Annotated in this window: 18 protein-coding genes; 8 read left to right on the forward strand and 10 right to left on the reverse strand. The window is 68.4% G+C overall.

Annotation, left to right across the window (positions count from 1 at the left end):
- Nucleotides 1–68: 68 nt before the first annotated feature.
- The 5 genes from RS901_RS00470 to RS901_RS00490 form a co-directional block, all read right to left on the reverse strand.
- On the reverse strand, nt 69–1451 hold the full coding sequence (locus tag RS901_RS00470; RefSeq protein WP_013957493.1) for an HlyD family efflux transporter periplasmic adaptor subunit: 1383 nt from the start codon (nt 1449–1451) through the stop codon (nt 69–71).
- Nucleotides 1448–4060, reverse strand: a complete 2613-nt coding sequence (locus tag RS901_RS00475; RefSeq protein ID WP_316150853.1) for an FHA domain-containing protein — start codon at nt 4058–4060, stop codon at nt 1448–1450. The genes RS901_RS00470 and RS901_RS00475 overlap by 4 nt, the downstream gene beginning before the upstream one ends.
- A gap of 227 nt (nt 4061–4287) precedes the next feature.
- Nucleotides 4288–5808 (reverse strand): efflux transporter outer membrane subunit, encoded by a 1521-nt coding sequence (locus RS901_RS00480; protein WP_316150855.1) that lies wholly within the window; start codon nt 5806–5808, stop codon nt 4288–4290.
- Nucleotides 5809–6175: 367 nt separating this feature from the next.
- On the reverse strand, nt 6176–6604 hold the full coding sequence (locus RS901_RS00485; protein ID WP_013957496.1) for a DUF4399 domain-containing protein: 429 nt from the start codon (nt 6602–6604) through the stop codon (nt 6176–6178).
- Between the two features lie 59 nt (nt 6605–6663).
- Complete coding sequence (locus RS901_RS00490) at nt 6664–7089, reverse strand: DUF4399 domain-containing protein (RefSeq protein WP_316150857.1); 426 nt, start codon at nt 7087–7089, stop codon at nt 6664–6666.
- An 871-nt stretch (nt 7090–7960) separates the two neighbouring features.
- Here RS901_RS00490 and RS901_RS00495 point away from each other — a divergent pair.
- A complete protein-coding gene (locus tag RS901_RS00495) occupies nt 7961–8611 on the forward strand; it encodes a formylglycine-generating enzyme family protein (protein ID WP_410054189.1) in 651 nt (216 codons plus the stop codon).
- A gap of 38 nt (nt 8612–8649) precedes the next feature.
- Here RS901_RS00495 and RS901_RS00500 read toward each other — a convergent pair whose 3' ends face one another.
- Nucleotides 8650–10701 carry a serine/threonine-protein kinase gene (locus tag RS901_RS00500; protein WP_316153614.1) on the reverse strand — a complete coding sequence of 684 codons (2052 nt, stop codon included), beginning with the start codon at nt 10699–10701 and terminating at the stop codon, nt 8650–8652.
- 474 nt (nt 10702–11175) lie between these two features.
- On the opposite strand from RS901_RS00500, the gene RS901_RS00505 reads away from it, so the two are divergent.
- Nucleotides 11176–11418, forward strand: coding sequence for a hypothetical protein (locus RS901_RS00505; protein ID WP_316150859.1), 243 nt, complete (start codon nt 11176–11178; stop codon nt 11416–11418).
- A gap of 832 nt (nt 11419–12250) precedes the next feature.
- A complete protein-coding gene (locus RS901_RS00510; RefSeq protein WP_316150863.1) occupies nt 12251–14191 on the forward strand; it encodes a DEAD/DEAH box helicase in 1941 nt (646 codons plus the stop codon).
- 81 nt (nt 14192–14272) lie between these two features.
- Here RS901_RS00510 and RS901_RS00515 read toward each other — a convergent pair whose 3' ends face one another.
- Nucleotides 14273–15529 (reverse strand): SUMF1/EgtB/PvdO family nonheme iron enzyme, encoded by a 1257-nt coding sequence (locus RS901_RS00515; protein WP_316150866.1) that lies wholly within the window; start codon nt 15527–15529, stop codon nt 14273–14275.
- Nucleotides 15530–15672: 143 nt separating this feature from the next.
- Entirely contained in the window at nt 15673–16770 is a 1098-nt protein-coding gene (egtD, locus tag RS901_RS00520) for an L-histidine N(alpha)-methyltransferase (RefSeq protein WP_316150868.1), read from the reverse strand.
- Between the two features lie 519 nt (nt 16771–17289).
- Here egtD and RS901_RS00525 point away from each other — a divergent pair.
- From RS901_RS00525 to RS901_RS00535, 3 genes are all read left to right on the forward strand, one after another.
- Nucleotides 17290–17991 carry a TerC family protein gene (locus RS901_RS00525; RefSeq protein ID WP_316150869.1) on the forward strand — a complete coding sequence of 234 codons (702 nt, stop codon included), beginning with the start codon at nt 17290–17292 and terminating at the stop codon, nt 17989–17991.
- Nucleotides 17992–18134: 143 nt separating this feature from the next.
- Nucleotides 18135–18929, forward strand: coding sequence for a thymidylate synthase (locus RS901_RS00530; protein WP_316150870.1), 795 nt, complete (start codon nt 18135–18137; stop codon nt 18927–18929).
- Nucleotides 18926–19426, forward strand: a complete 501-nt coding sequence (locus tag RS901_RS00535) for a dihydrofolate reductase (RefSeq protein ID WP_035815758.1) — start codon at nt 18926–18928, stop codon at nt 19424–19426. Before RS901_RS00530 ends, RS901_RS00535 begins: the two co-directional genes overlap by 4 nt.
- A 66-nt stretch (nt 19427–19492) precedes the next feature.
- On the opposite strand, the gene pmbA is transcribed toward RS901_RS00535, so the two are convergent.
- Nucleotides 19493–20860, reverse strand: coding sequence for a metalloprotease PmbA (gene pmbA / locus RS901_RS00540; protein ID WP_316150872.1), 1368 nt, complete (start codon nt 20858–20860; stop codon nt 19493–19495).
- A gap of 58 nt (nt 20861–20918) precedes the next feature.
- Here pmbA and yjgA point away from each other — a divergent pair, with 58 nt between their 5' ends.
- Entirely contained in the window at nt 20919–21530 is a 612-nt protein-coding gene (gene yjgA / locus RS901_RS00545; RefSeq protein WP_316150873.1) for a ribosome biogenesis factor YjgA, read from the forward strand.
- Nucleotides 21527–22165 carry a molybdopterin adenylyltransferase gene (gene mog, locus RS901_RS00550; protein WP_211980014.1) on the forward strand — a complete coding sequence of 213 codons (639 nt, stop codon included), beginning with the start codon at nt 21527–21529 and terminating at the stop codon, nt 22163–22165. Before yjgA ends, mog begins: the two co-directional genes overlap by 4 nt.
- A 60-nt stretch (nt 22166–22225) precedes the next feature.
- On the opposite strand, the gene RS901_RS00555 is transcribed toward mog, so the two are convergent.
- The gene (locus RS901_RS00555; RefSeq protein ID WP_316150875.1) at nt 22226–23107 is read right to left on the reverse strand and encodes an AEC family transporter; all 882 of its coding nucleotides are present in this window, start codon (nt 23105–23107) and stop codon (nt 22226–22228) included.
- Nucleotides 23108–23142: the final 35 nt, after the last annotated feature.

The following is a 23142-nucleotide window of genomic DNA, read 5'->3' on the forward strand; positions in this document are numbered from 1 at the left end:
TTTGGCGGCCCCGCGCGCTTGCGCGCCAGGCTGCTGTGCTTGTGTTTCCCCCGACTGCCCCGGCAACGCTAGCCGGCCACCTCTCGGAAGGGGTCCAGCCCCAGGTCGATCAGGCGGCGTTCGCGCACCACGATCTCCGCAGTCGCGGTCATGCCGTAGCGCAACGGATACTTGTTGTCGGCCACGGCGTAGTAGTCGCGTGCCAGGCGCACGCGGCCCTCGTAGACCGGCTGCTTGTCGGGCCCGCCCGGCTTGGTGGCGGGCGAGATGAATTCCAGCGTGCCCTCGATGATCCCGTAGCGCTGGTACGGGAAGGCACTGAACTTGAGCTTGACCGGCAGGCCCTCGCGCAGGAAAGCGCGGTCACGCTCGGCGATGACGATCTTCACCACCGGGCGCGCATCCTTGGGGGCAATGCCGCCCAGCGGCGTGTTGGCCTGTACCTTGTCGCCGCGCTGGGTGGAGGTGACATCGGTGATCACGCCCGACACCGGCGCCAGGATCAGCAGGAAGTTGTCCTTGTCGATGTTCTCGAAGCGGATGCGCGCCGCCGCGTCCGCCACCAGGCGGGCGGTCTGCACCTGCAGGCGCAGCTTGTCCTCGGTGTTGGCGATCTCGCGCAGCGCCGCGTCGTACTGCACGCGCAGCCCGGCCAGGTCCTGGCCGCTGCTTTCGAGCTGGGAACTGGCCTGGGTAAGCTCGCGGCCCAGGCGTGCGTCCAGCTCTGCCAGCCGCGACTGCGCCACGCGCAGGTTGTTCTCGGCGTCCTGCGCCGCGGCGCGCTTGGCATCCACCTGCGACTGCGAAACGCCACCGCCACCCGGCAACGCCAGCAGGCGCGCGTAGCGGTCCTGCTCCTGGCGCGCGAATTCACGCGCACGCCGGGCGTTCTCGAGGTTGCTGCGCGCTTCCTGCAACTGCGCGCGCTGCTGTTCGGCAAGCCGCGTGGTGCCTTCGGCGATGCGGGTCTCGTGCTGGCGCGTGGCCACGTCGATCTGCTGCTTGAGCGCCGCCGCGCGGCGTTCCATCAGCGCCTTCTTGTCGGGGAACTGCTTCCATTCACGCTCGGAGTCTTCCAGCTTGAGCTGCGCTTCCAGCGCATTGGCCGCGGCCTCGATCGCGCCGCGAGCATTCAGGCGCGCCAGCACGTCGTCCTTGGACACGGGCTGCCCTTCGGCCACGTAGAGGTCAGCCAGCTCGCCGTCCACCGGGGCATAGAAGCGGCGTACCTCGGATTCCGGCGCCAGCGTGCCCTGCGCCGTGACAATGACATCGGCATGCCCGACGAAGGACCACACCAGCCCGCACAGCACCAGCGCGAAAGTCGTGACGATGGTCAGCAGTCCCAGGCGCGACGGCTCGGCACTCAACAGGCCAATGCCCTCGGCGCTGTGGTCTTCCAGCGCCTCGGAGAGTGGCTTGAGGCCGCCCTGGCGGGCATCGTCCTTCATGGCTGCCCCGCTTGCTGTGGCGCCGCGGCGGCCGCGGCTGGTTCCGGCGCCTTGCCGGTGTCTTCACCGCCGATCAGTTCCAGCTTGGTCTTGAGCACGGCGGGATCGAGCACGGTGCGCAGCTCGCGCAGCGCGTGCCGCTGCTGGTCGGCCTCGGCGCGGATCTCTTCCTCGATCTTGGCGAGCTGCGCCAGGTCGGCGCTTTCCCCCGCGCGCAGTTGCGTGAAGATGCGCATGCCCTGGCGCGCATCTCCCAGCGCCTGCGACAGCAATCGGGCCTGCGCGCGGAACTTGGGCGAGATGCCGGGCTCAAGCCGCTGCTCGCTGCCGATCACGCCATTGCTGCGGTATTGCTTCCATGCGGCGACGGCGCTGCCCATCAGCTCCCGCGCGCGCCGCAGGGCACTGTCGCGCACGCCGTTGACGTCGGCCTCGACCGCCCTGGCGAAATGGCCGTCTTCGTCGGCATCGAGCATGGCGTAGAAGCCCAGCAGCCGGTCCTCATAGTCCTTGCTGCCGCGCGCGGACTGCAACTCGGCGAACTGCGCCGCCACCTTCTGCTTGTGCGACAGGTCGCGCGCGAGGTCATCGGCCCAGGGGCCGCCGCTGATCTGCTTGATCCCCGCGAGCGCCGCGGCGCTGTCGCCCTGCTGCCACGCCCTGGCCGCACTGGCATACTGGCGCACCATCTCCGGCGGCGGCAGGCGCGCGGCCAGGTGGTTGAACTGCGCCTGGAACGGCGGCGTGGCGAAGCGGCTGTCGGCCAGCCGCGCCACCAGCGGCCCGGGCCGGCGCGCGCGCAGTGCCTGCATCAGCGCGGTGTAGCGGTCCAGGTCTGACTGCACGCGGTCCAGCCCGGCCAGGCGCGGATACTTCTCGCGGTACTCGGCGATGACCGGCTGCAACGCCTCCGGGCGGTCGCGGCCGAGTTCGGCAGCGATGGTGGCGTTCAGCCGGTCGATCGCCGCCAGGTAGACCGAGGCATCGTTCTGCAGGCGGCGCACATCACTGAGCGCATCGGCATAGAGATCGCGGAACGCCGGCACATCGGCCGCGATGCGCCCGAGTGCGCGCTGGTGCGCGGTGGTGTCCTGGTTCCAGTACGCCAGCAGTTGCCGGATCGGGGTCTCGTCGGTGTAGAGGCGGATCGGCGCGTCGGCGCCGCGCTGCGCGGTGAAGCGTTCGAGCCGGCCGATCCAGTCGAGCTCGGCCACCAGCGGCCGCGCATCGGCGTTGTGCGCACTGGGCTTGCGCATCCGGGCCAGCGCGGCATCGGCGCCGCTGACATCACCGGCCTTCAGCCTGGCTGCAAAATCGGGCACGTAAGCGCGCATCAGTGCCTCGGCGCCGAGGGCCTGCACCTGGGCATCGTCGGGATGACGCGCGAGGTAGTCGTCGGCGGCCTGCGCCGCGCGGGCGTGATCGCCGGCGGCAAACAAGGCCTGCACTTCGCGCTCCGCCGCACCGCGCCAGTACACGGCCGCGCCCGCCAGTATCGCGAGCAACAGCAACGCGCCGCCCCATCGCCCCGCGCGCCGCGTGCGTGCGGGATCGTCCAGGCCGAACAGCCTGGCGCCTTCCGCAAGCAGCAGCGCGGCACGTCCGCGCTTGCGGCGTGCCTGCGCGCCGTCGTGCGCCGCCGTGGCCGCCGCGGCCTGTGCCTCGGCCTCGGCGTTGACCTCGTCGTCCTGCTGCGCGGCATAGTCGACGCAGAAGATGTCGAGGAAGGAATCGGCCGCGCCGACAAAGGTGGTGCGGTCATCCTCGTCGCGTGCGGCCGGCGCCGGGGAAGCGGCCGGCGTGTCCGGTGCTGCGGCGACGGGCTGCAGCATCGAGCGCGTCGCGGTGGCATCGCCATCGCCCGTGCGCTGGACCTGCGCCTGGTAGACAAAGTGGTTGCCGCCGAAGGCGATCAGGTCGCCGTCGTCCAGCGGCACGCCGTGGTCTGCCAGGCGCTTGCCGTTGACGAAGGTGCCGTTGGTGCTGCCCAGGTCTTCCACGAACGGCACGCCACCCTTGAGGTACACGTGCGCGTGGCGCCGCGACAGGTAGTTGACCTGCTGCGGATAACTGTCGCGGTAGCGCGCGAAGGCATCGTCGGCCTTGCTGATCAGGTACGGGAAGCCGTCCACGTGCAGCGGCTGCAGTCCGACATCGCCGCGTTCGGGCACCAGCGTCACCGCCACCCGCGGCGGCTCGGGCTGCGGCGCGCGCGGCGACAGCCGGACCCGGAACGACAGCGCAGGGCCGAAGGCCACCTCATCGCCATCGCTGAGCTGCGCCGGCTGGCGCGCCACCGCCGCGCCGTTCACGCGCGTGCCGTTCTTGCTGCCGAGATCCGCCACATAGACCGCGCCATGCTCGGCGAAGATGCGCGCATGCCGGCGCGACAGCGGCGCGGCCAGGTCTTCCGGGTAGGCGGCGAACGGCAGTTCGCTGCGGCCGACGGCGAACAGGTCTTCGTCGATGCGGATCTCGCCCAGCTCGGGGCGCGCGACGGGCGTCAGGAATACATCGAATTCCTGTGCCAGATCCTGAGAGAACTCCCGAGCGAATCCCTGGGCCATTTTCACCGGCATTTCCATGATCAGTGCTTCGTCAGGAGCCATGTTTCCAGCGAGCCAACAGCGCGGCTGCCGCGGCGGCAGGCCAGGGGGGTGAAGCGACTAAGAACATAGTAGGCGACGGCTAAGGCTAGTCAATCGGGCGCGGGACGCGCGGTTGGCACGGGAGCGGCACATGCAGCGGGGCAAGCGGCCAGGGCTACGAACGCGTTGCACAACGCGTTGCTTACGCCGGCATCACATGAACACCGCCACGGAACCTCTGGCAGCACTTATTGCACTGGATTCGAGGCCGCATTGCGCACATCGGTATCGGGCCAGCCGCCGCCAAGCGCCTTGTACAGGGTGACGGTGTCGGCCAGGATCTGTTGGTGGACCGCCAACAACTGCAGTTGCGCGGCCAGCAGCGAGCGCTCGGTCTCAAACACTTCCAGCTGCGAGACCACGCCCTCTTTCAGTTGCGCCTCGATCTGCGCGGACACGACGCGCAGTTGCTCAACCTGCTGCTGCAACTCGATGCGCTGCTTCTTGTGCGCGTCGACGTTGACCAGTGCGCTCTCCACCTCTTCGAACGCGGTCATCACGGTGCGGCCATATTCGTTTTCCACCACGCCCACCTGCGCCTCGGTGGTCTTCACGCGCGCCCGCACGTTGGGATCGAGCATCGGCAGGTTGATGCTGGGCATCAGGCCGAAGGTGAATGACTTGAGCAGGGAGTTCAGCGCAATGCTGGCGGCGCCGCCGCTCGCGGTCAGGCTGATGGTGGGCAACTGCGCCAGGCGTGCCTGGCCGACGATGTTGTAGGCCGCCAGCACGCGGTATTCAGCGGCCACCACATCCGGACGGCGCGCCAGCAGCTGCGACGGCAGCCCGGCCGGCACCGCGGGCGGCTGCACGCGGTCCTGCAGGCGCCCTGGCGGGACCTTGAGATTGCCCGCAGGCACGCCGACCAGCGTCGCCAGCGCGTTTTCGGCCACATCGCGCGAGCGGCGCAGTTCGAGCAGGTCCTTGTTGAGACGGTTGATTTCCGCCTGTTGCTGCATCACGCGGATCTTGGGCACCAGGCCGTTCTGGTACATCGCCTGGAAGGTGGACAGGATCTGCCCGTTCTTGGCGACGGTGCGCGCTTGCTGCTCGATCTGCTCGTCGAACTGCAGGATCTGGAAGTAAGTGGTCGATACATTGGACACCAGCGTCAGGTAGCCGGCACGCCAGTCGGCCTCGGTCGCGTTGAACTCGGCGGTCTGCGCCTGCACGCCCTTCTCGACCTTGCCCCAGATATCGATGTCCCAGTTCAGCTGGGCGGCGGCGTTATAGGTCGTGATGGACTTCTGCCCCGAGGTCTTCTGGAAATTCGCGCTGGCGCCGATACCGATCACGGGCAGCGCTCCCGCGCGGGCCTCGCCGATCTGCGCGTTGGCCACGCGGATGCGCGCCGCCAGCACCTTGATGTCGTAGTTGCCGCCCAGTGCCTGTTCGATCAGCTTGTTCAGGTAGGGATCCTTGAAGCCGTGCCACCAGTTGGGCTGCACCGCTTCGGCCGGCGACACCGTGATCGAACCCTGGCGCGTCCATTCGGCCTTGGCCGGGGTTTCCGGGCGCTGGTACACCGGCGGCCGGAAGTCGGCGCAGCCTGCCAGCAGCGCCGTGCAGGCAGCCAGCGCGGTCAGCCAGGCAGTACGGTGCGGCGCGGCGGTTGACGTAACCCCGGGCGAGGCAATGATGGATTCGGGCACGATGGGTTCCTGCGTGCGACGACGGCCGGCGGCATGCACTTGAGTTATCCATGACATGCCGGGGGCCGCGAAGTCTGTTTGTATTGTGGTGCGCGCGGACGCGCGCACCAACCCCGATATGCATGGGGTCAGCGGAAGGTGTTGTCTAGGGGGTTGGTCTCGAGCATCGGGTTGGAAGAGACAACAGCAGGGAGCATGCCAGCTCCAGCGCCATGCCCGCGCGGATCACGGAAGTGCCTGTAAACACGGGGGTTTTTCATTGCCGCCGGCGCCGGCCGCGAATGCGCGGCGAGCTGGCGTCAAGGCGTACTGGCGGGGCGCAACCAACAGATCGCGCGTCGGTGTTGGATGGCACGCGACACTCGCGGAGCCGGCGCAAGAAATACGGCGGCGCACGCGAGCCGCCGTCACCGCAAGGTCCGGGTCACTTCACGTAGATCGTGATCTTCTTCGAATAGACCGGCGGGTTGGTGGGAATGTGCTTGTCATCGCCCATCAGCAGCTGCAGCGTATGCTTGCCAGGCGGCAGCTCGATCATGGTCTCGGTCTCCCCCGCCCCGAAATGCAGGTGATTGCGGTCATTGGGGATTTCCTTGTCCATCGGCGGCAGATCCGCATCGACAAGCAGGTGATGGTGCCCGGTATTGGGATACTTCACGTCCTTCGGCGCCACCCCCATATTGCGCAGCCCGAACCACACCTTGAATGGCTTGCCCGCGGGCATCGTCTGCCCGTCGTTGGGCCAGCCGATATAGAGGTAGGCGTTGGGCGGCGCCGGCGTCGAGCCACCCTGCACCACCGCTGACAGCAGCAGGCTGGCGGCGAAGACAGCCGCGGCAAGTAGTCTGGACATGGTGCTCTCCCCTGTTTGCTGATCGGCCTGGTTCGGCATCTGCGGCGCGCGCGGCACCGTTATTTCACCGTGACCGTGATCTTCTTCGAATAGATCGGCGGCTCGAACGGCACGTGCTTGGCATCGCCCATCAGCAACTGGAGCGTGTGCTTGCCGGGCGGCAACTCAAGGCGCGCGTCGGTCTCGCCCGCCCCGAAGTGCAGGTGGTTCTTGTCCGAAGGGATTTCCTTGTCCAGCGGCGGCAGCTCGGTGTCGACCAGCAGGTGGTGGTGCCCGCAGCGCGGCGACTCGACGCCCTTGGGGCAGACGCCCATATTGCGCAGGCCCATGCGCACCCAGAACTTGCCGCCGCTGATGACCGTGCCATCGTGCGGCCAGATGATGTAGGCCTCGGCATTGGGCGGCGCTGCAGTCGACAGCGAAAGCGACGGCGCAGCGGCCAGGGTGGCAGCCGCCAGCAGGCGGAACAGAAATCGTCTGGACATACGCGGCGCCTCCCGGAAACAGTCCGAAACCCGATCACGTTGTCCCGAAAGCCCATTCTTGTTGCTTGTTGGTCAGCGCTCGGCGATTCGTCATTCAGGTTAGGTCGCAAGCCCGGAAAAAGCGAACCCGGCGCGTCGCGGCGGCAAGGCGATGTCCCGCCGGAGACACAAGCGCTGTGCTATCTTGAAGCAAGCCGGTCGACGTCTCGGCAACACCACAATGCGCCCCCGACGCATGTTCCGGCAGCTACCGGCATGCAGCGGGATCGCCGCGGCTCCAGCGAGGTGTGAAGATGTGGCGCAATCTACCAGTCGTATGCGCGGCCATGGCCGCGATGCTCGCCGCCGCGCCGCTGCCTGCGCAGCCGGCCACCGCTGCCGCTGGCCCCGCGGCCACGGAACCGCTGCTGCTCGCCGGCATCATGCCCAAGAACACCGACGAGCAGTACGAGCTGAGCTTCTGGGAATCGATCAAGAACAGCAATTACGCCGCCGACTACGAGGCCTACCTGAAGCAGTACCCCAACGGACGCTTCGCGGTGCTGGCCAGGGCGCGCCTGGAGCGGCTGGCGGCGTCCGCCTCCGCACCCAAGGCCCAGGCGCCCGCGCCCGTCCCGCCGCCCCGCTCCGGCGCCACTGCCGGGGCCAGGTCACGCGGCCCCCGCCCGCCCCGGCACCCGCCGCGGCAGCGCGTCCGGCATCGCCGCCTGCCGCGCCACCGGCTGCACCACCGGCTGCACCACCGGCAACGGCATCGCCGCGCGCGGGCATGGCGGCGGGCGGCGCGGTCAGCACCACACTGCGCACCGGCGAGATCCGCGATTGCCCGACTTGCCCGGTGCTGGTCTCCTTGCCGGCCGGCAGCTTCACCATGGGCAGCGGTGCCAGCGATCCCGCCGAGAAGCCTCCGCATCATGTCACCATCGGGCAGCCGTTCGCCATCGGCCGCTATGAGGTCACGGTCGAGCAATGGAATGCCTGCGCCGACGCCGGCGGCTGCCAGCGCGTCCCCACCATCGCCGACAGCCCGAAGACCGCGCCGGCGCGCGACGTCAGCTGGGACGACGCGCAGCAGTACGTGGCCTGGCTCAGCAAGACCACCGGCAAGACCTACCGGCTGCCCACCGAGGCGGAATGGGAATACGCAGCGCGCGGCGGCACCGCCAGTGCCTACTGGTGGGGCGACCAGATGCGCAAGGGCAATGCCAACTGCAAGGACTGCGGCGACCCGTGGAGCCAGGATGCACCGGCCCCGGTCGGGACGTTCGCGGCCAACCCGTACGGCCTGCACGACGTCAACGGCAGCGTGTGGGAATGGGTGGCCGATTGCTGGCACAGCACGTACAAGGGCGCGCCCGCCGACGGGCGCGTGTGGAACGAGAACGCCTGCGGCGCACGCGTGATCCGCGGCGGCTCCTGGCGCGAAGGGGCGAGCTACATGGTGTCGTCCACGCGCTTCAAGTACAGCCCCAGCGTGCGGCAGTCGCAGAACGGCTTTCGCGTGGCGCGCGACCTGAAGTAGCGGCTGGCGGAATCGGCAAGCCGGCCAGGCGGCGGCAATCAGCGCGCGCGCGTGGAGATCTGCACCAGGTCCGCGCTGATGCGGTCCCGCCCATAGGTGCGTGCCATCTGCGCCAGCGGCTTTTCCAGTGCCTTCAGGTAGTCCTTGTGCGACTCGACCTCGGCGCGCCGGCCCTCGAACAGCGGCACGGGCGTGGTCAGCAACACCACCAGCTCGGTGCCGAAGGGCCTGGAGATGATCCAGTCGCCACCGTCGCCAACCGTGGCGGCATGGCCGGGCGGCGCCTGGTGGGCGGGCACGCGCGCGCTCGGCACCATGTGCGCCACCTTGCCGTCGGCCGCGAAGTAATCGACATAGACATAAGAGTCGCGCGCCGGCGTGCGCAGATCCAGCACCAGCGGTGACCCCTCGGTCAGCTGCGTGCCCTGGCCACGCAGCCGCAGCGATGAAGCCGTGCCCCCTTCGCGATGGCCCGACCAGTACGGCGCGATCAGGGTGGCCACGTCGCATTTGTCGGCGGCCAGCGGCTGGGTGTCGATCGACACGCCCTTCAGCTCCTTGACGCCCGGCAACGCGCTGAGCTGCTCGCGCAGCCGCGCGGCGCCCACGCTCTCGGCCAGGAAGCCGCGCACGCGCAAGGTCTGCGCCTGCTGGGTGGCGGCGAGCAGCGAGCACGGCACGCTGGCCAGCATCTTCGTGACGTCGGCCATCGACAGCACTGCCGGACGGGCAGCCGGTGCGGGCGGGGTGACCGGCGCAGCGGGCACAGGTGTAGCCGGGGCCTCGACGCGCGCTTCGCCAGCCGGCGCTTGGGCCTGGCGCTGCGAATACCACGCGTAGTAGCCGATCGCCGACACGCCCGCCAGCACGGCCAGCACGCCGCCAGCCATCATCGGCGAGGGGCGCCGCGAAGGTACCACCGGCACCGCGCTCATGCCATGCAGGAAGCGCGCGACGGTGGGCGTGCGCGTTTCGCGATCGAGCGACAGCGCCTCGCGCAGGGTCTTCCATTGCGTGCGGCTCAACTGCGGCGGCTGCGCCGGCTTGAGCCCGGCGTCGCGCGCCTGGTTGGCCGAGAGCCGCTGGTAGGGATGCTTGCCGGTCAGCAATTCATAGGTCACGCAGGCCAGCGCAAAGATGTCGTCGCGCGGGTCGGGCTCGCAATGGTCGAACATCTCCGGGCTGGCGTAGGCCGGCGTCATGCCGCCCAGCGAGCCGGGATCGAACACGGTCCGGTCGGACTCGTCGGCCGGCGGCAGGAAGCCGCGCGCGATGCCGAAGTCGATCACCTTGACCTCGCCGTTGGCGGTCAGGAAGACGTTGGCGGGCTTGAAGTCGCAGTGCACGAAGCCGCGCTCGTGCGCATACGCCAGCGCATTGCCCATGCCGTTGACGATCGACATGGCACGCGCCATCGGCATGCCGGTGAAGCCCGGGGCCTTGAGCACATGGTTGAGCGACGAGCCGGACAGGTATTCCATGGTCAGGAAGACCACCGGCCCGTCGCGGTCGAAGTCATAGACGGTGACGATGTTCCGGTGCGCCAGCGTCTGCGCCTTGCGCGCCTCGCGCTGCAGTGCCATCAGCGACTTGGGGTGCCCGCTGAACTGCAGGTTCAGCACCTTGATGGCGATATAGGGCTTGCGGTCCGAGGCTTCCAGCTTGCGCAGGTCGAGCGCCTTGTAGACCGTGCCCATGCCGCCCACGCCCAGGCATTCTTCCAGCACGAAGCGGCCGTTCAGCGTATCGCCCACGCCCTTGGTATGCGCCGCCTGCGGCAGCGTGCCCGGCTCGGGCGAGGTCGCATACAGCGAGCCCGTCTGCGTTCCGGCCAGGCGCGTGGCTTCGGTGGCGCCGTTGTACTGCGTGGCGCCGCGGCGCTCGATGCGCCGCATGACTTCGGCATAGACCGCGGGCGGGAACGGGAAGCGCGTGTTTTCCTCGATGACCACGCGCGCGGCCTGGCTGGGCGTGGTGGGGTCCTGCGCCAGCGCCGTTTCGAACGACGCAACAAACTCGTCGTCGGAGAGACCGCCGTTCTGGAACTTGCGGATCAGTTCTTTGAGACTGGCCACGGGATGCCCCGACATGGTTGCTGGCACGGCGCATCCCGCGATGCGGATATGCCCTGCCTTCGAGATGGATACTAGTGCGCACCCATGGCATGCGCAAACCATGCGAGGCTGGCGTGCATCGCCCCGCGCGCGCGCCCCCTGCCAATCGCATCGCCTGCAGTTCGCCACTGTCGCGGCCACGCCAACACCGGCACGCCGCCTGTTGGCCGCAGCCCGTCACCCGCGGCAGGCGGCAGGCCCCGCAGCCAGTGCGCGCGAGCCGACATCGAAAATAAATGCCCCGTGTTTTCAGGCAGTTGCACGTGCCCGGACGAGGTCGGCAACGGCGTTGGCACACTCCCTGCGTTAGTCCGTCCCGATGGGCCGGCAATTTCGCCGCCATCCGAGCGCACCGCGCGGCGGCCCCGCAGTCAAGACCGCGGACCGCCTCGCCTATACTGAAGCGTCCCGCGGCCGCATGGCCGTGGCGCCGCTTGACCGGAGACAGCCATGGCAGTGATCGTCATCAAGGATTTGCCCGACAGCATGGATCTCGACCGGCAGGCCATGACCGCCATCCTGGGCGGCGGGCGCACCGCCGGCGGCCAGGCATGGCATGGCTTGCGGCGCCAGAGCGCCGCGCGCATCGTCGACTACCCGGGCGGATTGCCGGGCAACCGCTATGTGATGCCGCAGGAGCAGCCGCTCGGGCGGCTGCCGCGCAAGGCCGCTGGCAAGGATGCAGGCGACTGAGCGGCAACCAGGACCGCCCAAATGAAAAGCCCGCCATCGCTGGCGGGCTTTGGATGCGGACGGGCCCGGACCACCTGGGTCACGCGGTCAGCAGTTCGGTCATTCTGTTCCAGGCAGGCTTCCCATGATTCCGCCCATGAAGCATGTTGCGGACGCCCATCCGGACCACCCGGATAGTCGCAGAAAGACTGGCGCGTGGAGTCAATGACCGCAGTGCTCGCCGCGAACAGCGGCGCAATGTCGCTGTAGGAGGTCAAGCGGGAGCGTTTTTCGTCCGCCCCGTGCGGGCATCCTGTGTACTCGCGCCTCCAGTATAGGCGGGGGTTTCAGCCTTGCAACCCGCCCACGACCGCGGCTTCGCGGGCCTGCAGGGAAGGTGACTCGCGCCTGACATATCCGGTTACGTTTTCGCAGTGCAACAAAAATTCCGTACTCTGCTATAATCCGCGCCGTGAGTTTCGCAACTGTGAGATCCGCCAAACGCCCGGCTTCCTGCCGCGGCGAATCCGCTGCCCTCCCAAGCTCTGTTTCCTCGCTGCCGGACGCCTAGTCATCACTTCATGGCCCCAGCCGCCCAGCAGAACGCACCGCTCACCTGACGTCGCCTCGTCTCCGATCCTGTTGAACAGCCTGAAACCTGAGCTGTTTGCCTGCCAGGGATACGGCCGGACCGCCTAGCGGGACCAGCCACCGCCCTGCCTGCCGCCGTACTGCCAGCTGTGTCTGTCGTAACGGCCTCACCGATTGGCGCCGAAGCCTTTTTAAGACTTTGCACTGCGCCCACCCCATTTTGCTTTGCCGGGGTGCCATGCATTTATTTGACCATTCCGACATGACCCAGCACGACATTCGTGCGGAGCAAGCTATTGCCTCCGCGACCGACGCTTCGATCACTTCCGACGCTGCCCAGAGCCCGCTCGACAAGCTCGACGCCCTGCTCAACCCCAGCCCGGCAGTTGAAGAAGCCCCGGCCGTGGAAAGCGGTTTCGCCACGCTTGGCCTCGATGCGGCCATCCTGCGCGCCCTCTCCGAACTGAACTACAACACGCCCACGCCGGTGCAGGCCCAGGCCATCCCGGCGTTCCTGGCCGGCCGCGACCTGCTGGTCTCGAGCCAGACCGGCTCGGGCAAGACCGCCGCGTTCATGCTGCCCGCGATCCAGCGCATCAGCGAAATGCCGGCGCCGCAGCGCGCGACCGAGCCCGCCAAGCGCATGAAGGGCAAGCGCCCGCGCCCGTCGCCGGCCCAGCCCGCACTGCTGGTGCTGACCCCGACGCGCGAACTGGCCCTGCAGGTGACCGAAGCCGCCGCCAAGTATGGCCGCAACCTGCGCCGCATCGTCTGCGCCAGCATCCTGGGCGGCATGCCCTACCCCAAGCAGCTGGCCGCGCTGGCCAAGATGCCTGACATCCTGGTGGCCACGCCGGGCCGCCTGCTCGACCATATCGACGCTGGCCGCATCGACCTGTCGGCCCTGCAGATGCTGGTGTTCGACGAAGCCGACCGCATGCTCGACATGGGCTTTGCCGACGACATCGACGCCATCGTCAATGCCACGCCGGCTTCGCGCCAGACGCTGATGTTCTCGGCCACGCTGGATGCGCGCATTGCCCAACTGGCCTCGCGCCAGCTGCGCGACCCGCAGCGCATCGAGATCGCCGCGGCCCGCGCCGACCAGAGCCATATCGAGCAGCGCCTGCACTTCACCGACGACATGTCGCACAAGGAACGCCTGCTGGACCACCTGCTGCGCGACGCGACCCTCAAGCAAGCCATCGTCTTCACCGCGACCAAGCGCGATGCCGATTCGCTGGCCGAGCGCCTGTCCGACACCGGCTTCTCGGCTGGCGCGCTGCACGGCGACATGACCCAGGGCGCGCGCAACCGCACCCTGACCGCGCTGCGCCGCGGCAACCTGCGCGTGCTGGTGGCCACCGACGTGGCCGCGCGCGGCATCGACGTGCCCGATATCACCCACGTGGTGAACTTCGACCTGCCCAAGCAGGCCGAGGACTACGTGCACCGCATCGGCCGTACCGGCCGCGCGGGCCGCTCGGGCACCGCCATCAACCTGGTGAACCACAACGACATGTTCCAGTGGAAGCGCATCGAGCGCTTCACCAACCAGCGCATCGACGCTTCGGTGATCGAAGGCCTGGAGCCGCGCCGTTCGCCCAAGCCGCGTTCCAACTTCGGCGGCAAGCCGGGTGGCGGCCGCGGTGACTTCCGCGGCAATGGCGGCGGCTACCGTGGCGGCGAACGCAGCTTCGGCGACCGCAAGTTCGGCGGCGGCGAGAACCGCACCGGCTTCGGCGAGCGCAAGTTCAGCGGCGAGAGCCGTGGCTTCGGCAACCGCCCGGAAGGCGCGCGCCCGTTCGGTGACGACAACCGCGGCGGCTTCGGCAACCGTGAAGGCGGCTACCGTGGCCAGGGCGGCCAGGGCGCCGGCTACCGCGGCGCCAACGACGGTGCGCGTGGCTTCGGCAACCGCGAAGGCGGCCGCAGCTTCGGCGACGACAACCGCGGTGGTTTCGGCAACCGCGACAGCGCTGCCCCCCGCAGCTTTGGCGACAACAACCGTGGTGGCTTCGGCGACCGCACCGGCGGCGGCTATCGTGGCAACACCGGTGGCAACGGCGAAGGCCGCAGCTTCGGCAACCGCGACGGCAACCGCGACGGCAACCGTGACGGCAATCGCAGCTTTGGCGGCGGTTTCAGCGGCAATGGCGGCGGCAACGGCAACCGCAACAGCCGCTCGCGCTACGAGCGTTGATGTGGTGGTGCGCTAGGCGCACCTGCCAGACAGAAGAAAGGGCACCCTCGGGTGCCCTTTTTTGTTGTCGCGCACGGCCCGCTACAGCGCGCAGGTGCGAAAGCCGATAAAGGAAAGATCATCCTCCGGCAACCGCGCCCACCTTGCCCGCACGTGGCGCAGCCGCGCGGGGCTGGCGAACGACACACCGCGCACCGCCTGGTGCGTGCCAAAGCGCCCCACCACCTCGCTGTCGGACGTCGCGGCGGCAAATCCCGCGTACGGCTCATAGGGCGTGGCAGTCCACTCGCGCAGCGCCCCCCACTGCAGGCCGCGGTTCTGCGTCGCGGCGAGTTCCCATTCCGATTCCGCCGGCAGGCGCCGCCCCGCCCACACACACCACGCCTGCGCCTCGTACAGCGTGACGTGGCGCACCGCCTCGTCCGGATTGAGCGTGCGCAGCGTGCCGAAGCGCTCCACCATCCAGGCGCGCGATTCCGGATGGCGCGACCAGTAGCGCGGTGCCGAGCGTTCCTGCGTCATCAGCCACTGGCGCCCCGCTGCCGACCACCACGCCGGGTGCTCATAGCCGCCGTCCTCGACGAACTCGAGGAACTGCGCGTTGCTGACCGGTGCCATGTCCATTTCAAACGCGGGGACATAGGTGGGCTGCGGCGGCAGCTCATCCGGCCAGGCAAAGCCGTCGGGATCGCTCCAGCCGAGCGTGAAGCGACCGCCCGGGAAATGCAGCGTGCCGCCATGCCCCGCAGGCTGCACCGGACCGGCGCCGATGGCCTCCGTGGGCGCCATGCCCAGCGCCTGCAACAGCGCGGCCACGCCTTCGCCCTGCGCATCCTCATGCAGCAGCGCGCGGCGGTACGGGTACAGGGTCAGGTCGCTGTCGTCGGGCAGCAGCGCGATCCGGCGCAGCACGCCGTCGAGCACGTCGGCGGCATAGCGCTTGACCACCGCAACATCTGGCAGCGCGATCTCCCAGCGCTCGTCGGGGCCGATGCGGTCGGGGTCGAACCACTCGTCGGCGCCGTCCAGCAGCGACGGCTCGGTCGCCACCGGCACCGGCACGCCGCCGCGGTCCAACTGGCGCACGCCGCGCAGGCACCACCACTCCGCATGCCAGGCCACGTGCCCAAGCGTCCACAACGGCGGATCGGCATCGTACTGATGCGGTACGTCCCAGGCGCGGCGCGTCTGCCCGAACGATGCCAGCCACGCCAGCGTGCGGTTGCGGGCATCGACCAGCGCCTGCGCCAGCCCTTCGCGCGGCAGCCGGCGCGGGTCGGACCAGGTCGCCTTGCCGCCGGTGAAGTAGAGATCGGGAAGCATGGGAAAGCCGCTCATCGGGAAAGTCCGTGCAGGGAGTGAACAGTGGACAGGCAGTGACTGAAGCAGGCAACTGCTGGCCTGGCGCTCGCACGCCAAGCCGGCTGCGGCCATTATGACACTACCTGCCATCCCTGCCGGATGGCGCCCGCGCGGGCGGATCATCCGCGCGCGTGGAACACGGCGAACCAGCCGCTCGGGTCGGTCCAGTACACCGGGTCGTCAAACCCGGCTGCTTCCAGCAAGAGCGTGAAGTCCTCCGGGCGGTACTTGTAGGAGTCCTCGGTATGGATCCGTTCGCCGGCGGCAAACTCGCGCGCCCCGCCCTGCCACTGCACGCGCACGTCGCGGCACGCCTGCAGGTGCATCTGGATGCGCGATGCCGCGCGGTCGAAGCTCGCCACATGGCGCCAGTCGTCCAGCGAGAAATCCGTGCCGACGATGCGGTTCACGTTGCGCAGCACGTTGCGGTTGAACGCAGCGGTCACGCCCAGCGCATCGTCATAGGCCGACACCAGCGTGGCTTCGTCCTTGTGCAGGTCGACCCCGATCAGCACGCCGTCCCCGCGCCCGGTCGCGCCGCGCATGCGCTGCAGCAATGCCAGGGCCTCGACCGGGGCGAAATTGCCGATGCTCGAGCCCGGATAGAAGAACAGCCGCCTGCCGCGCCTGACGTTGGCGGGCAGATCGAACGGCGCACACAAGTCGGCGCCCAGGCCCAGCATCGGAATTTCGGGATGCTGCTGCTGCAGCGACGACAGCGTCGCGCGCAGGAACTCCACCGAGATATCCAGCGCCACGTACTGCGCCGGGCGCAGGCTGCCAAAGAGCCTGGCAGCCTTTTCGCAATTGCCCGCACCCAGGTCCACCAGCACGCAGCCGCTGCCGGCACGCGCGGCGATGGCGGGCGCCGCGCTGGCAAAGATCGCGGCCTCGGTGCGGGTCGGATAGTACTCAGGCAGGTCGGTGATGGCCTCGAACAGGCGCGAGCCCAGCACGTCGTAGAAGAACTTGGGGCTGATGGCGGCCTGCCCGGCGCGCAGCCCGGCCAGCACCTGCTCGCGCAGCGCGCCGCTGTCCTCGCGGTACTGCTGCACGAACTCCGGCTGGGGCGACGGCCAGTGCGCGCGGCCATTGGCCAGCGCGACCAGGGCGGGCGGTGCGGCCGCATGGCCGTTGTGGTGGTTCAGGGGTGGGAGAGGTGTCTGCGGGGCTTTGTTCTGGAAGGGGGTATTCGGCGGATTCGGGACAGCCGGCATGTCGTTTCCTTGTGTGGTCGCGAATGGTCACTGCTTCACTGCGTATTCCCCAAGGCCGCGCTGTGCATGTCGTGCGCGCCGGTCTCCGCAACACCTCCCTGTGCCGTCCGGGACGCGTCGGGCGAAGCCGAGCTTTAAGGATAGGCCCATCCGGCGGATCGCGCACCGCCCGATCCTCATATGCGCCGTATGCAACACATCAAGAACCTTGAGTCAGTATCTTTCCTAATGAGGCATATCCCTTGCGGTTCGTTTATAATGCGGCCCAACGCGACCCCAACGGGTCGTGTCCCTCAAAGGGGAGTAGCTCCGGGGCCATGCCCTTAGCACAATCGTCATTCCGGGACCCGTGTCCCCGGTTGTGCTGACCACCGGTGCGCATACCGCGCCCATGGTCGAGCAAGACCTTTGCAACCTGGTTTTCATGGTTTGCAAAGGCGGCCCCAACCCTCCCGTGCTCCAGGAATCCAGGCGAACCCAATACGCGCCCCGCGCGGATTCGTACCCTGAGGAGAGTTCATGGAGTGGTTTACCGATCTGTTCACGATGCAGTTCCTGACAGCACTGCTGTCCATCGTCGTCATTGACCTGGTGCTGGCTGGCGACAATGCCATCGTGATCGCCCTGGCGGCGCGCAACCTGCCCCCCCATCTGCAGAAGAAAGCCATCATCTGGGGTACCGTCGGTGCCGTGGTGGTGCGCTCGGCCATGACGATCGGCGTGGTCTGGCTGCTGAAGATTCCGGGGCTGATGCTGGTTGGCGGCCTGGCGCTGGTGTGGATTGCCTACAAGCTGCTGTCCGACGAAGGCGACGGCGAGGGGCACGGTTCGGGCGCCTCGACCCTGTGGGGCGCAATGAAGACCATCATCATCGCCGACGCGGTGATGGGCGTGGACAACGTGCTGGCCGTGGCCGGTGCCGCGCACGGCAGCTTCCTGCTGGTGGTGCTGGGCCTGCTGATCAGCATCCCCATCGTGGTGTGGGGCTCGAGCCTGGTGCTCAAGCTGATGAGCCGCTTCCCGGTCATCATCTACCTGGGCGCGGGCGTGCTGGCGTTCACGGCGGTCAAGATGATCGTGCACGAGCCGATGATCAAGGCCTTCTTCGAAGCTAACCCGGTGGTCAACTGGGGCCTGTATGTGCTGATCGTCGGCGGCGTGCTGGGCGCCGGCTACCTGGTGCAGAAGCGCCGCGTGCAGCAACCGGCGAGCAGCCTCTAAGGCGACAAGCCGTGCCGGGCATGGCCGGGGCGCCCGCTCCTGCCATGCCGTTGAAGGGCCATCCTGAGGGATGGCCCTTTTGCTTTAAAATGCCTGCTTTGCGGGACCAGCGCCCGCGTCACTTCCGATCCCGCCCCGCGCCGATGAAACAGTACCTCGACTTCATGCGCCATGTGTACGAGCATGGCACCGACAAGGCCGACCGCACCGGCACCGGCACGCGCTCGGTGTTCGGCTACCAGATGCGCTTTGACCTGCGCGCAGGCTTCCCGGTGGTGACCACCAAGAAGCTGCACCTGAAGTCCATCATCCTGGAGCTGCTGTGGTTCCTGCAGGGCTCGACCAATGTGCGCTGGCTGCAGGAGCACGGCGTCACCATCTGGGACGAGTGGGCCGACGAGAACGGCGAACTGGGTCCGGTCTACGGCTCGCAGTGGCGCTCGTGGCCGGCGCCGGACGGCCGCCATATCGACCAGATCACCGACCTGGTGGCGCAGATCCGCGCCAACCCGGATTCGCGCCGCCTGATCGTATCGGCCTGGAACGTGGCCGACATCCCGCGCATGAAGCTGCCGCCCTGCCACGCGTTCTTCCAGTTCTACGTGGCCGATGGCCGGCTGTCGTGCCAGCTCTATCAGCGCAGCGCCGATATCTTCCTGGGAGTGCCGTTCAATATCGCCAGCTATGCGCTGCTGACCCACATGATGGCGCAGCAGACCGGGCTGGAAGTGGGCGACTTCGTCTGGACCGGCGGCGACTGCCATCTGTACAACAACCATTTCGAGCAGGTGCAGACGCAGCTGGCGCGCGAGCCGCTGGCGCTGCCGCAGCTGAAGATCCTGCGCAAGCCCGACAGCATCTTCGACTACCGCTACGAAGACTTTGAACTGGCCGGCTACCAGTCGCACGCCGCCATCAAGGCACCGGTGGCCGTATGACGCTGCTGACCCTGGTCGTCGCCCGCGCCCGCAACAACACCATCGGCCGCGACAACACGCTGCCTTGGCGCCTGCCGGAAGACCTGGCCCACTTCAAGCGCACCACCATGGGCGCGCCCGTGATCATGGGCCGCAAGACCTGGGACTCGATCGGCCGCCCGCTGCCGGGGCGCCGCAATATCGTGGTCAGCCGCAACCCGGACCTGCGCATCGAGGGCGCCGAGGTGGCGGCCTCGCTGGAAGACGCCCAGCGCCTGTGCGTGGGCGCGGAGCAGATCTTCCTGATCGGCGGCGCGCAGCTCTACGCCGAGGCCATGCCGTGCGCGGACCGGCTGGTGGTGACCGAGATCGACGCGGACGTGGAAGGCGATGCCTTCTTCCCGGCAATCGACCGCACCCAATGGATTGAAACCGCGCGCGAGACGCATCATTCGGAAGCGAATGGCTTCGACTATGCCTTTGTCACGTATGAGCGGCCGCCGTCGGACGAGTCGTAAGGCATTGCGCGGGCGATAAAAAAGCAGGCCGGCCGGCCTGCTTTTTCTTTGGGCGGCGCGCGCCGCTCAGGTGCCGGCAATCGTCATCTGCTCAAGCAGGATCGAGCCGGTTTCCTTGGTGCCGCGCACCAGCGAGTCCGCGCCGATGGCGACGATCTGCTGGAACATCTCGGCCATATTGCCGGCGATGGTGATTTCCTCCACCGGGTACTGGATCACGCCGTTCTCGACCCAGTAGCCCGAGGCGCCGCGCGAATAGTCGCCGGTCACGTAGTTGACGCCCTGCCCCATCAGCTCGGTCACCAGCAGGCCGGTGCCGAGCTTGCGCAGCATGGCCGGGAAGTCGTCACCGGGCTTGGTCAGCGAGCTGGTCAGCGTCAGGTTGTGCGAGCCGCCGGCGTTGCCGGTGGTCTGCATGCCGAGCTTGCGCGCGGAATAGGTCGACAGGAAATAGCCCTGCACCACGCCGTCGCGCACCACGTCGCGGGCGCGGGTGCGCACGCCTTCTTCGTCGAACGGGGCGCTGCCCATGGCGCCGGGGGTATGCGGCTGCTCATGGATCTGGATATGCGGCGCAAACACGGCCTGGCCCAGCGAATCGCACAGGAAAGTCGATTTGCGGTACAGCGCGCCGCCCGACACCGCCTGCACGAAGGCACCCAGCAGCCCCGCGGCCAGCGGCGCCTCGAACAGCACCGGGCAGCGGCGCGTGGACAGCTGGCGCGCCTGCAGCCGCGCCAGCGCGCGCTCGGCGGCGTAGCGGCCGATGTCCTCGGGCGCGGCCAGCGCCAGCGGCGAGCGCTTGGACGAGTACCAGTCATCGCGCTGCATGCCGCTGCCGCTGCCGGCGATCGGCGCGCACGAGATGAAATGGCGCGAATACGGGTAGCCGCCCGAAAAGCCGCGCGTGGTCGCCAGCACGAACTGCGAATGCTGCGCCGACACGCTGGCGCCGTCGCTGTTGCGGATGCGCGGCGACACCGCGAAGGCGGCGGCCTCGGCCCGGGTGGCGATGTCGATGGCGCGCTCGGCGTCCAGCGCCCAGGGGTGGAACAGTTCCAGGTCCTGTGGCGCGCGTTCCAGCAGTTCTTCCTCGGCCAGGCCGGCGCAATCGTCCTCGGCCGTGAAGCGGGCGATGTTGTAGGCGGCCTCGGCGGTGGCGCGCAGCGCGGCCGGCGAGAAGTCCGAGGTGCTGGCATTGCCGCGGCGCTTGCCGATCATGACCGTGACCCCGACCACCTTGTCGCGGTTCTGCTCGATGGTTTCCACCTGCCCCTTGCGTACCGATACCGACAGGCCGCTGCCTTCGGAGATCTCGGTGGCGGCGTCGGTCGCCCCAAGTTCGCGTGCAACGCGCAGCACATCGGCGGCCATCTCGCTGAGCTGGGCCTGGGTGTAGGTGAAGTGCGCGGTCTGTTCTGCGATCTGGTCCATGCTGGGCGGGTGTCATCAAAAGTCCAAGCGGCAATCATAGCAAGATAAAATGCCGGGCATGACGCGAAATTCCCGTAATCCGAATGGCTCGCGCTTTCCCGGAGGCTTTGCGCCCGAACCGGAAGACGACGAACCGAAAAGCAAGTCGCAGCGCAAGCGCGACATGACCGCCCTGCAGGACCTTGGCGCCGAGCTGGAAGCGCTGGCCAAGGACCGCCTGGCGCGCGTGCCCATGCCCGAAGCACTGGCCGACGCCATCCACCAGGCCCGCCGCATCAACAGCCACGAAGGCAAGCGCCGCCAGATGCAGTTCGTGGGCAAGATCATGCGCGGCCTCGAGGACGAAGAGGTCGAGGTGATCCGGCAAGCGCTGGAGGGCTTCAAGGGCACCAGCAAGGCCGAAACCGCCCGCATGCACCTGATCGAGCGCTGGCGCGAGCTGCTGCTGGCCGACGACGCGGCGCTGACGCGCTTCCTCGCCGAGCATCCCGGCATCGACGTGCAGGCGCTGCGCAACACCATCCGCAACGCGCGCAAGGAGAAAGAGCAAGGCAAGCCGCCGCGCTATTTCCGCGAGCTGTTCCAGGCGATCAAGACGGCGCTGGACGTGAAGGACGGCAAGGCCGGCGCCGCCGAGGACCAACCCCCTACCCCGGAGCCCGAGGCATGACCCAGACCACGCAGCCGGTAGTCCGCAACCATCCCGACGAACTCGTTGTCGGCTTCGTTTCGATCTCGGACCGCGCCTCGGCCGGCACCTACCAGGACGAAGGCATCCCGGCGCTGCGCGAGTGGTTCGGGCGCACGCTGACCACGCCCTGGCAGGCGGTGGAGCGGCTGATCCCGGACGAGCAGGCGCAGATCTCGCGCACCCTGATCGACCTGGTCGACGTGGCCGGCTGCGACCTGGTGCTGACCACCGGCGGCACTGGCCCGGCGCGCCGCGACGTGACGCCCGAGGCCACGCTGGCCGTGGGCACCAAGGAAATGCCCGGCTTCGGCGAGCAGATGCGGCAGGTCAGCCTGCATTTCGTGCCGACCGCGATCCTGTCGCGCCAGGTGGCGGTGATCCGCGAGACCGCCAGCCGCGCCGCGCTGATCGTCAACCTGCCCGGCCAGCCGCGCGCCATCCGCGAGACCCTGGAAGGCCTGCGCGATGCCGATGGCAAGGCCGTGGTGCAAGGGATCTTTGCTGCGGTGCCGTATTGCATCGACCTGATCGGCGGCCCCTACATGGAAACCGACGAAGCCGTGGTCAAGGCCTGGCGCCCCAAGAACGCCGTACGGGCCAAGCCCGCGGCGTAATCTCACCAATCGCACCAATCGCCCGCAGGCGCCCGCCTGCGGGCTCCCCCTCCCCGCGCCTCAGCGCAAGCCCAGGTACAACCCCACCGGCACGAACACCACCGCGGCGATATTGCCCAGCAGCACGATCGACGCCACCTGGTCCGGCTCCTGCCGGAAATGGTCCGCCACCAGGAAGTTCAGCACCGCCGGCGGCAGCGCGGCAAACACAAAGAGCAGGCCACGCTGCAATTCGGTCAGCGGCACCCACTGCGCCAGCAGCAGTGCCACCGCAATGCCCGTCAGCGGGCAGGCCGCGGCGCCGACCAGGCCCATGCCCCAGTTGCGCAGGCTCACGTCCTTCATGCGCACGCCCAGCGCAAACAGCATCAGCGGCACGGTGGCGTCACCCAGCAGCTTGACCGACTGGTAGACCGGATCCGGCAGCGTGAACCATGGCCGCGCCAGCGCCAGCGCCACTCCCGCCACGGTGGCCAGCACCATGGGATTGCGCGCGATCTGGGCCATCGAAGCATGGCGGTTGACGAGCTTCATGCCGATGGTGAAGTGCATCAGGTTCGATGCCGCGAACAGCGCCACCGCCGGCGCCAGCCCCGCCGGACCGAAGGCAAATACCGACAGCGGCAGGCCCATATTGCCGCAGTTGTTGAACATCATCGGCGGCACGAAGGTGCGCGGATCGGCCTTCAGCAGCCGCGCCAGCGCCCACGCCAGCACGCCCGAGCCCAGCACCACCGCCACCGCGCAGCCCAGCAGCACCAGCTGGTCGGCCAGCACGAAATCCTTGCTGACAAAGGCCGACACCACCAGCAGCGGCGCGATCACGTCCAGCGTGGCGCGGTTGATGCCGGCCATGTCCGGATGGGCCTTGCGCCCGTACAGCCACCCGACCAGGATGATCAGGATGACCGGCGTGATGATGGAGACGATGCGCTCAAGCATGGGCAGGCGGGCGGGATGCGCCCCGGGGCAGCGCG

It is taken from the genome of Cupriavidus sp. BIC8F (genome assembly GCF_032465815.1).
Taxonomy (GTDB): Bacteria; Pseudomonadota; Gammaproteobacteria; order Burkholderiales; family Burkholderiaceae; genus Cupriavidus; species Cupriavidus necator.

What these genes read in the sequence shown, in the direction of transcription:
- RS901_RS00470 (WP_013957493.1), bottom strand. Translation starts at nt 1,451, where the DNA reads ATGAAGGACGATGCCCGCCAGGGCGGCCTCAAGCCACTCTCCGAGGCG.
- RS901_RS00475 (WP_316150853.1), bottom strand. Translation starts at nt 4,060, where the DNA reads ATGGCTCCTGACGAAGCACTGATCATGGAAATGCCGGTGAAAATGGCC.
- RS901_RS00480 (WP_316150855.1), bottom strand. Translation starts at nt 5,808, where the DNA reads ATGTCATGGATAACTCAAGTGCATGCCGCCGGCCGTCGTCGCACGCAG.
- RS901_RS00485 (WP_013957496.1), bottom strand. Translation starts at nt 6,604, where the DNA reads ATGTCCAGACTACTTGCCGCGGCTGTCTTCGCCGCCAGCCTGCTGCTG.
- RS901_RS00490 (WP_316150857.1), bottom strand. Translation starts at nt 7,089, where the DNA reads ATGTCCAGACGATTTCTGTTCCGCCTGCTGGCGGCTGCCACCCTGGCC.
- RS901_RS00495 (WP_410054189.1), top strand. Translation starts at nt 7,961, where the DNA reads ATGGGCAGCGGTGCCAGCGATCCCGCCGAGAAGCCTCCGCATCATGTC.
- RS901_RS00500 (WP_316153614.1), bottom strand. Translation starts at nt 10,701, where the DNA reads ATGTCGGGGCATCCCGTGGCCAGTCTCAAAGAACTGATCCGCAAGTTC.
- RS901_RS00505 (WP_316150859.1), top strand. Translation starts at nt 11,176, where the DNA reads ATGGCAGTGATCGTCATCAAGGATTTGCCCGACAGCATGGATCTCGAC.
- RS901_RS00510 (WP_316150863.1), top strand. Translation starts at nt 12,251, where the DNA reads ATGACCCAGCACGACATTCGTGCGGAGCAAGCTATTGCCTCCGCGACC.
- RS901_RS00515 (WP_316150866.1), bottom strand. Translation starts at nt 15,529, where the DNA reads ATGAGCGGCTTTCCCATGCTTCCCGATCTCTACTTCACCGGCGGCAAG.
- egtD (WP_316150868.1), bottom strand. Translation starts at nt 16,770, where the DNA reads ATGCCGGCTGTCCCGAATCCGCCGAATACCCCCTTCCAGAACAAAGCC.
- RS901_RS00525 (WP_316150869.1), top strand. Translation starts at nt 17,290, where the DNA reads ATGGAGTGGTTTACCGATCTGTTCACGATGCAGTTCCTGACAGCACTG.
- RS901_RS00530 (WP_316150870.1), top strand. Translation starts at nt 18,135, where the DNA reads ATGAAACAGTACCTCGACTTCATGCGCCATGTGTACGAGCATGGCACC.
- RS901_RS00535 (WP_035815758.1), top strand. Translation starts at nt 18,926, where the DNA reads ATGACGCTGCTGACCCTGGTCGTCGCCCGCGCCCGCAACAACACCATC.
- pmbA (WP_316150872.1), bottom strand. Translation starts at nt 20,860, where the DNA reads ATGGACCAGATCGCAGAACAGACCGCGCACTTCACCTACACCCAGGCC.
- yjgA (WP_316150873.1), top strand. Translation starts at nt 20,919, where the DNA reads ATGACGCGAAATTCCCGTAATCCGAATGGCTCGCGCTTTCCCGGAGGC.
- mog (WP_211980014.1), top strand. Translation starts at nt 21,527, where the DNA reads ATGACCCAGACCACGCAGCCGGTAGTCCGCAACCATCCCGACGAACTC.
- RS901_RS00555 (WP_316150875.1), bottom strand. Translation starts at nt 23,107, where the DNA reads ATGCTTGAGCGCATCGTCTCCATCATCACGCCGGTCATCCTGATCATC.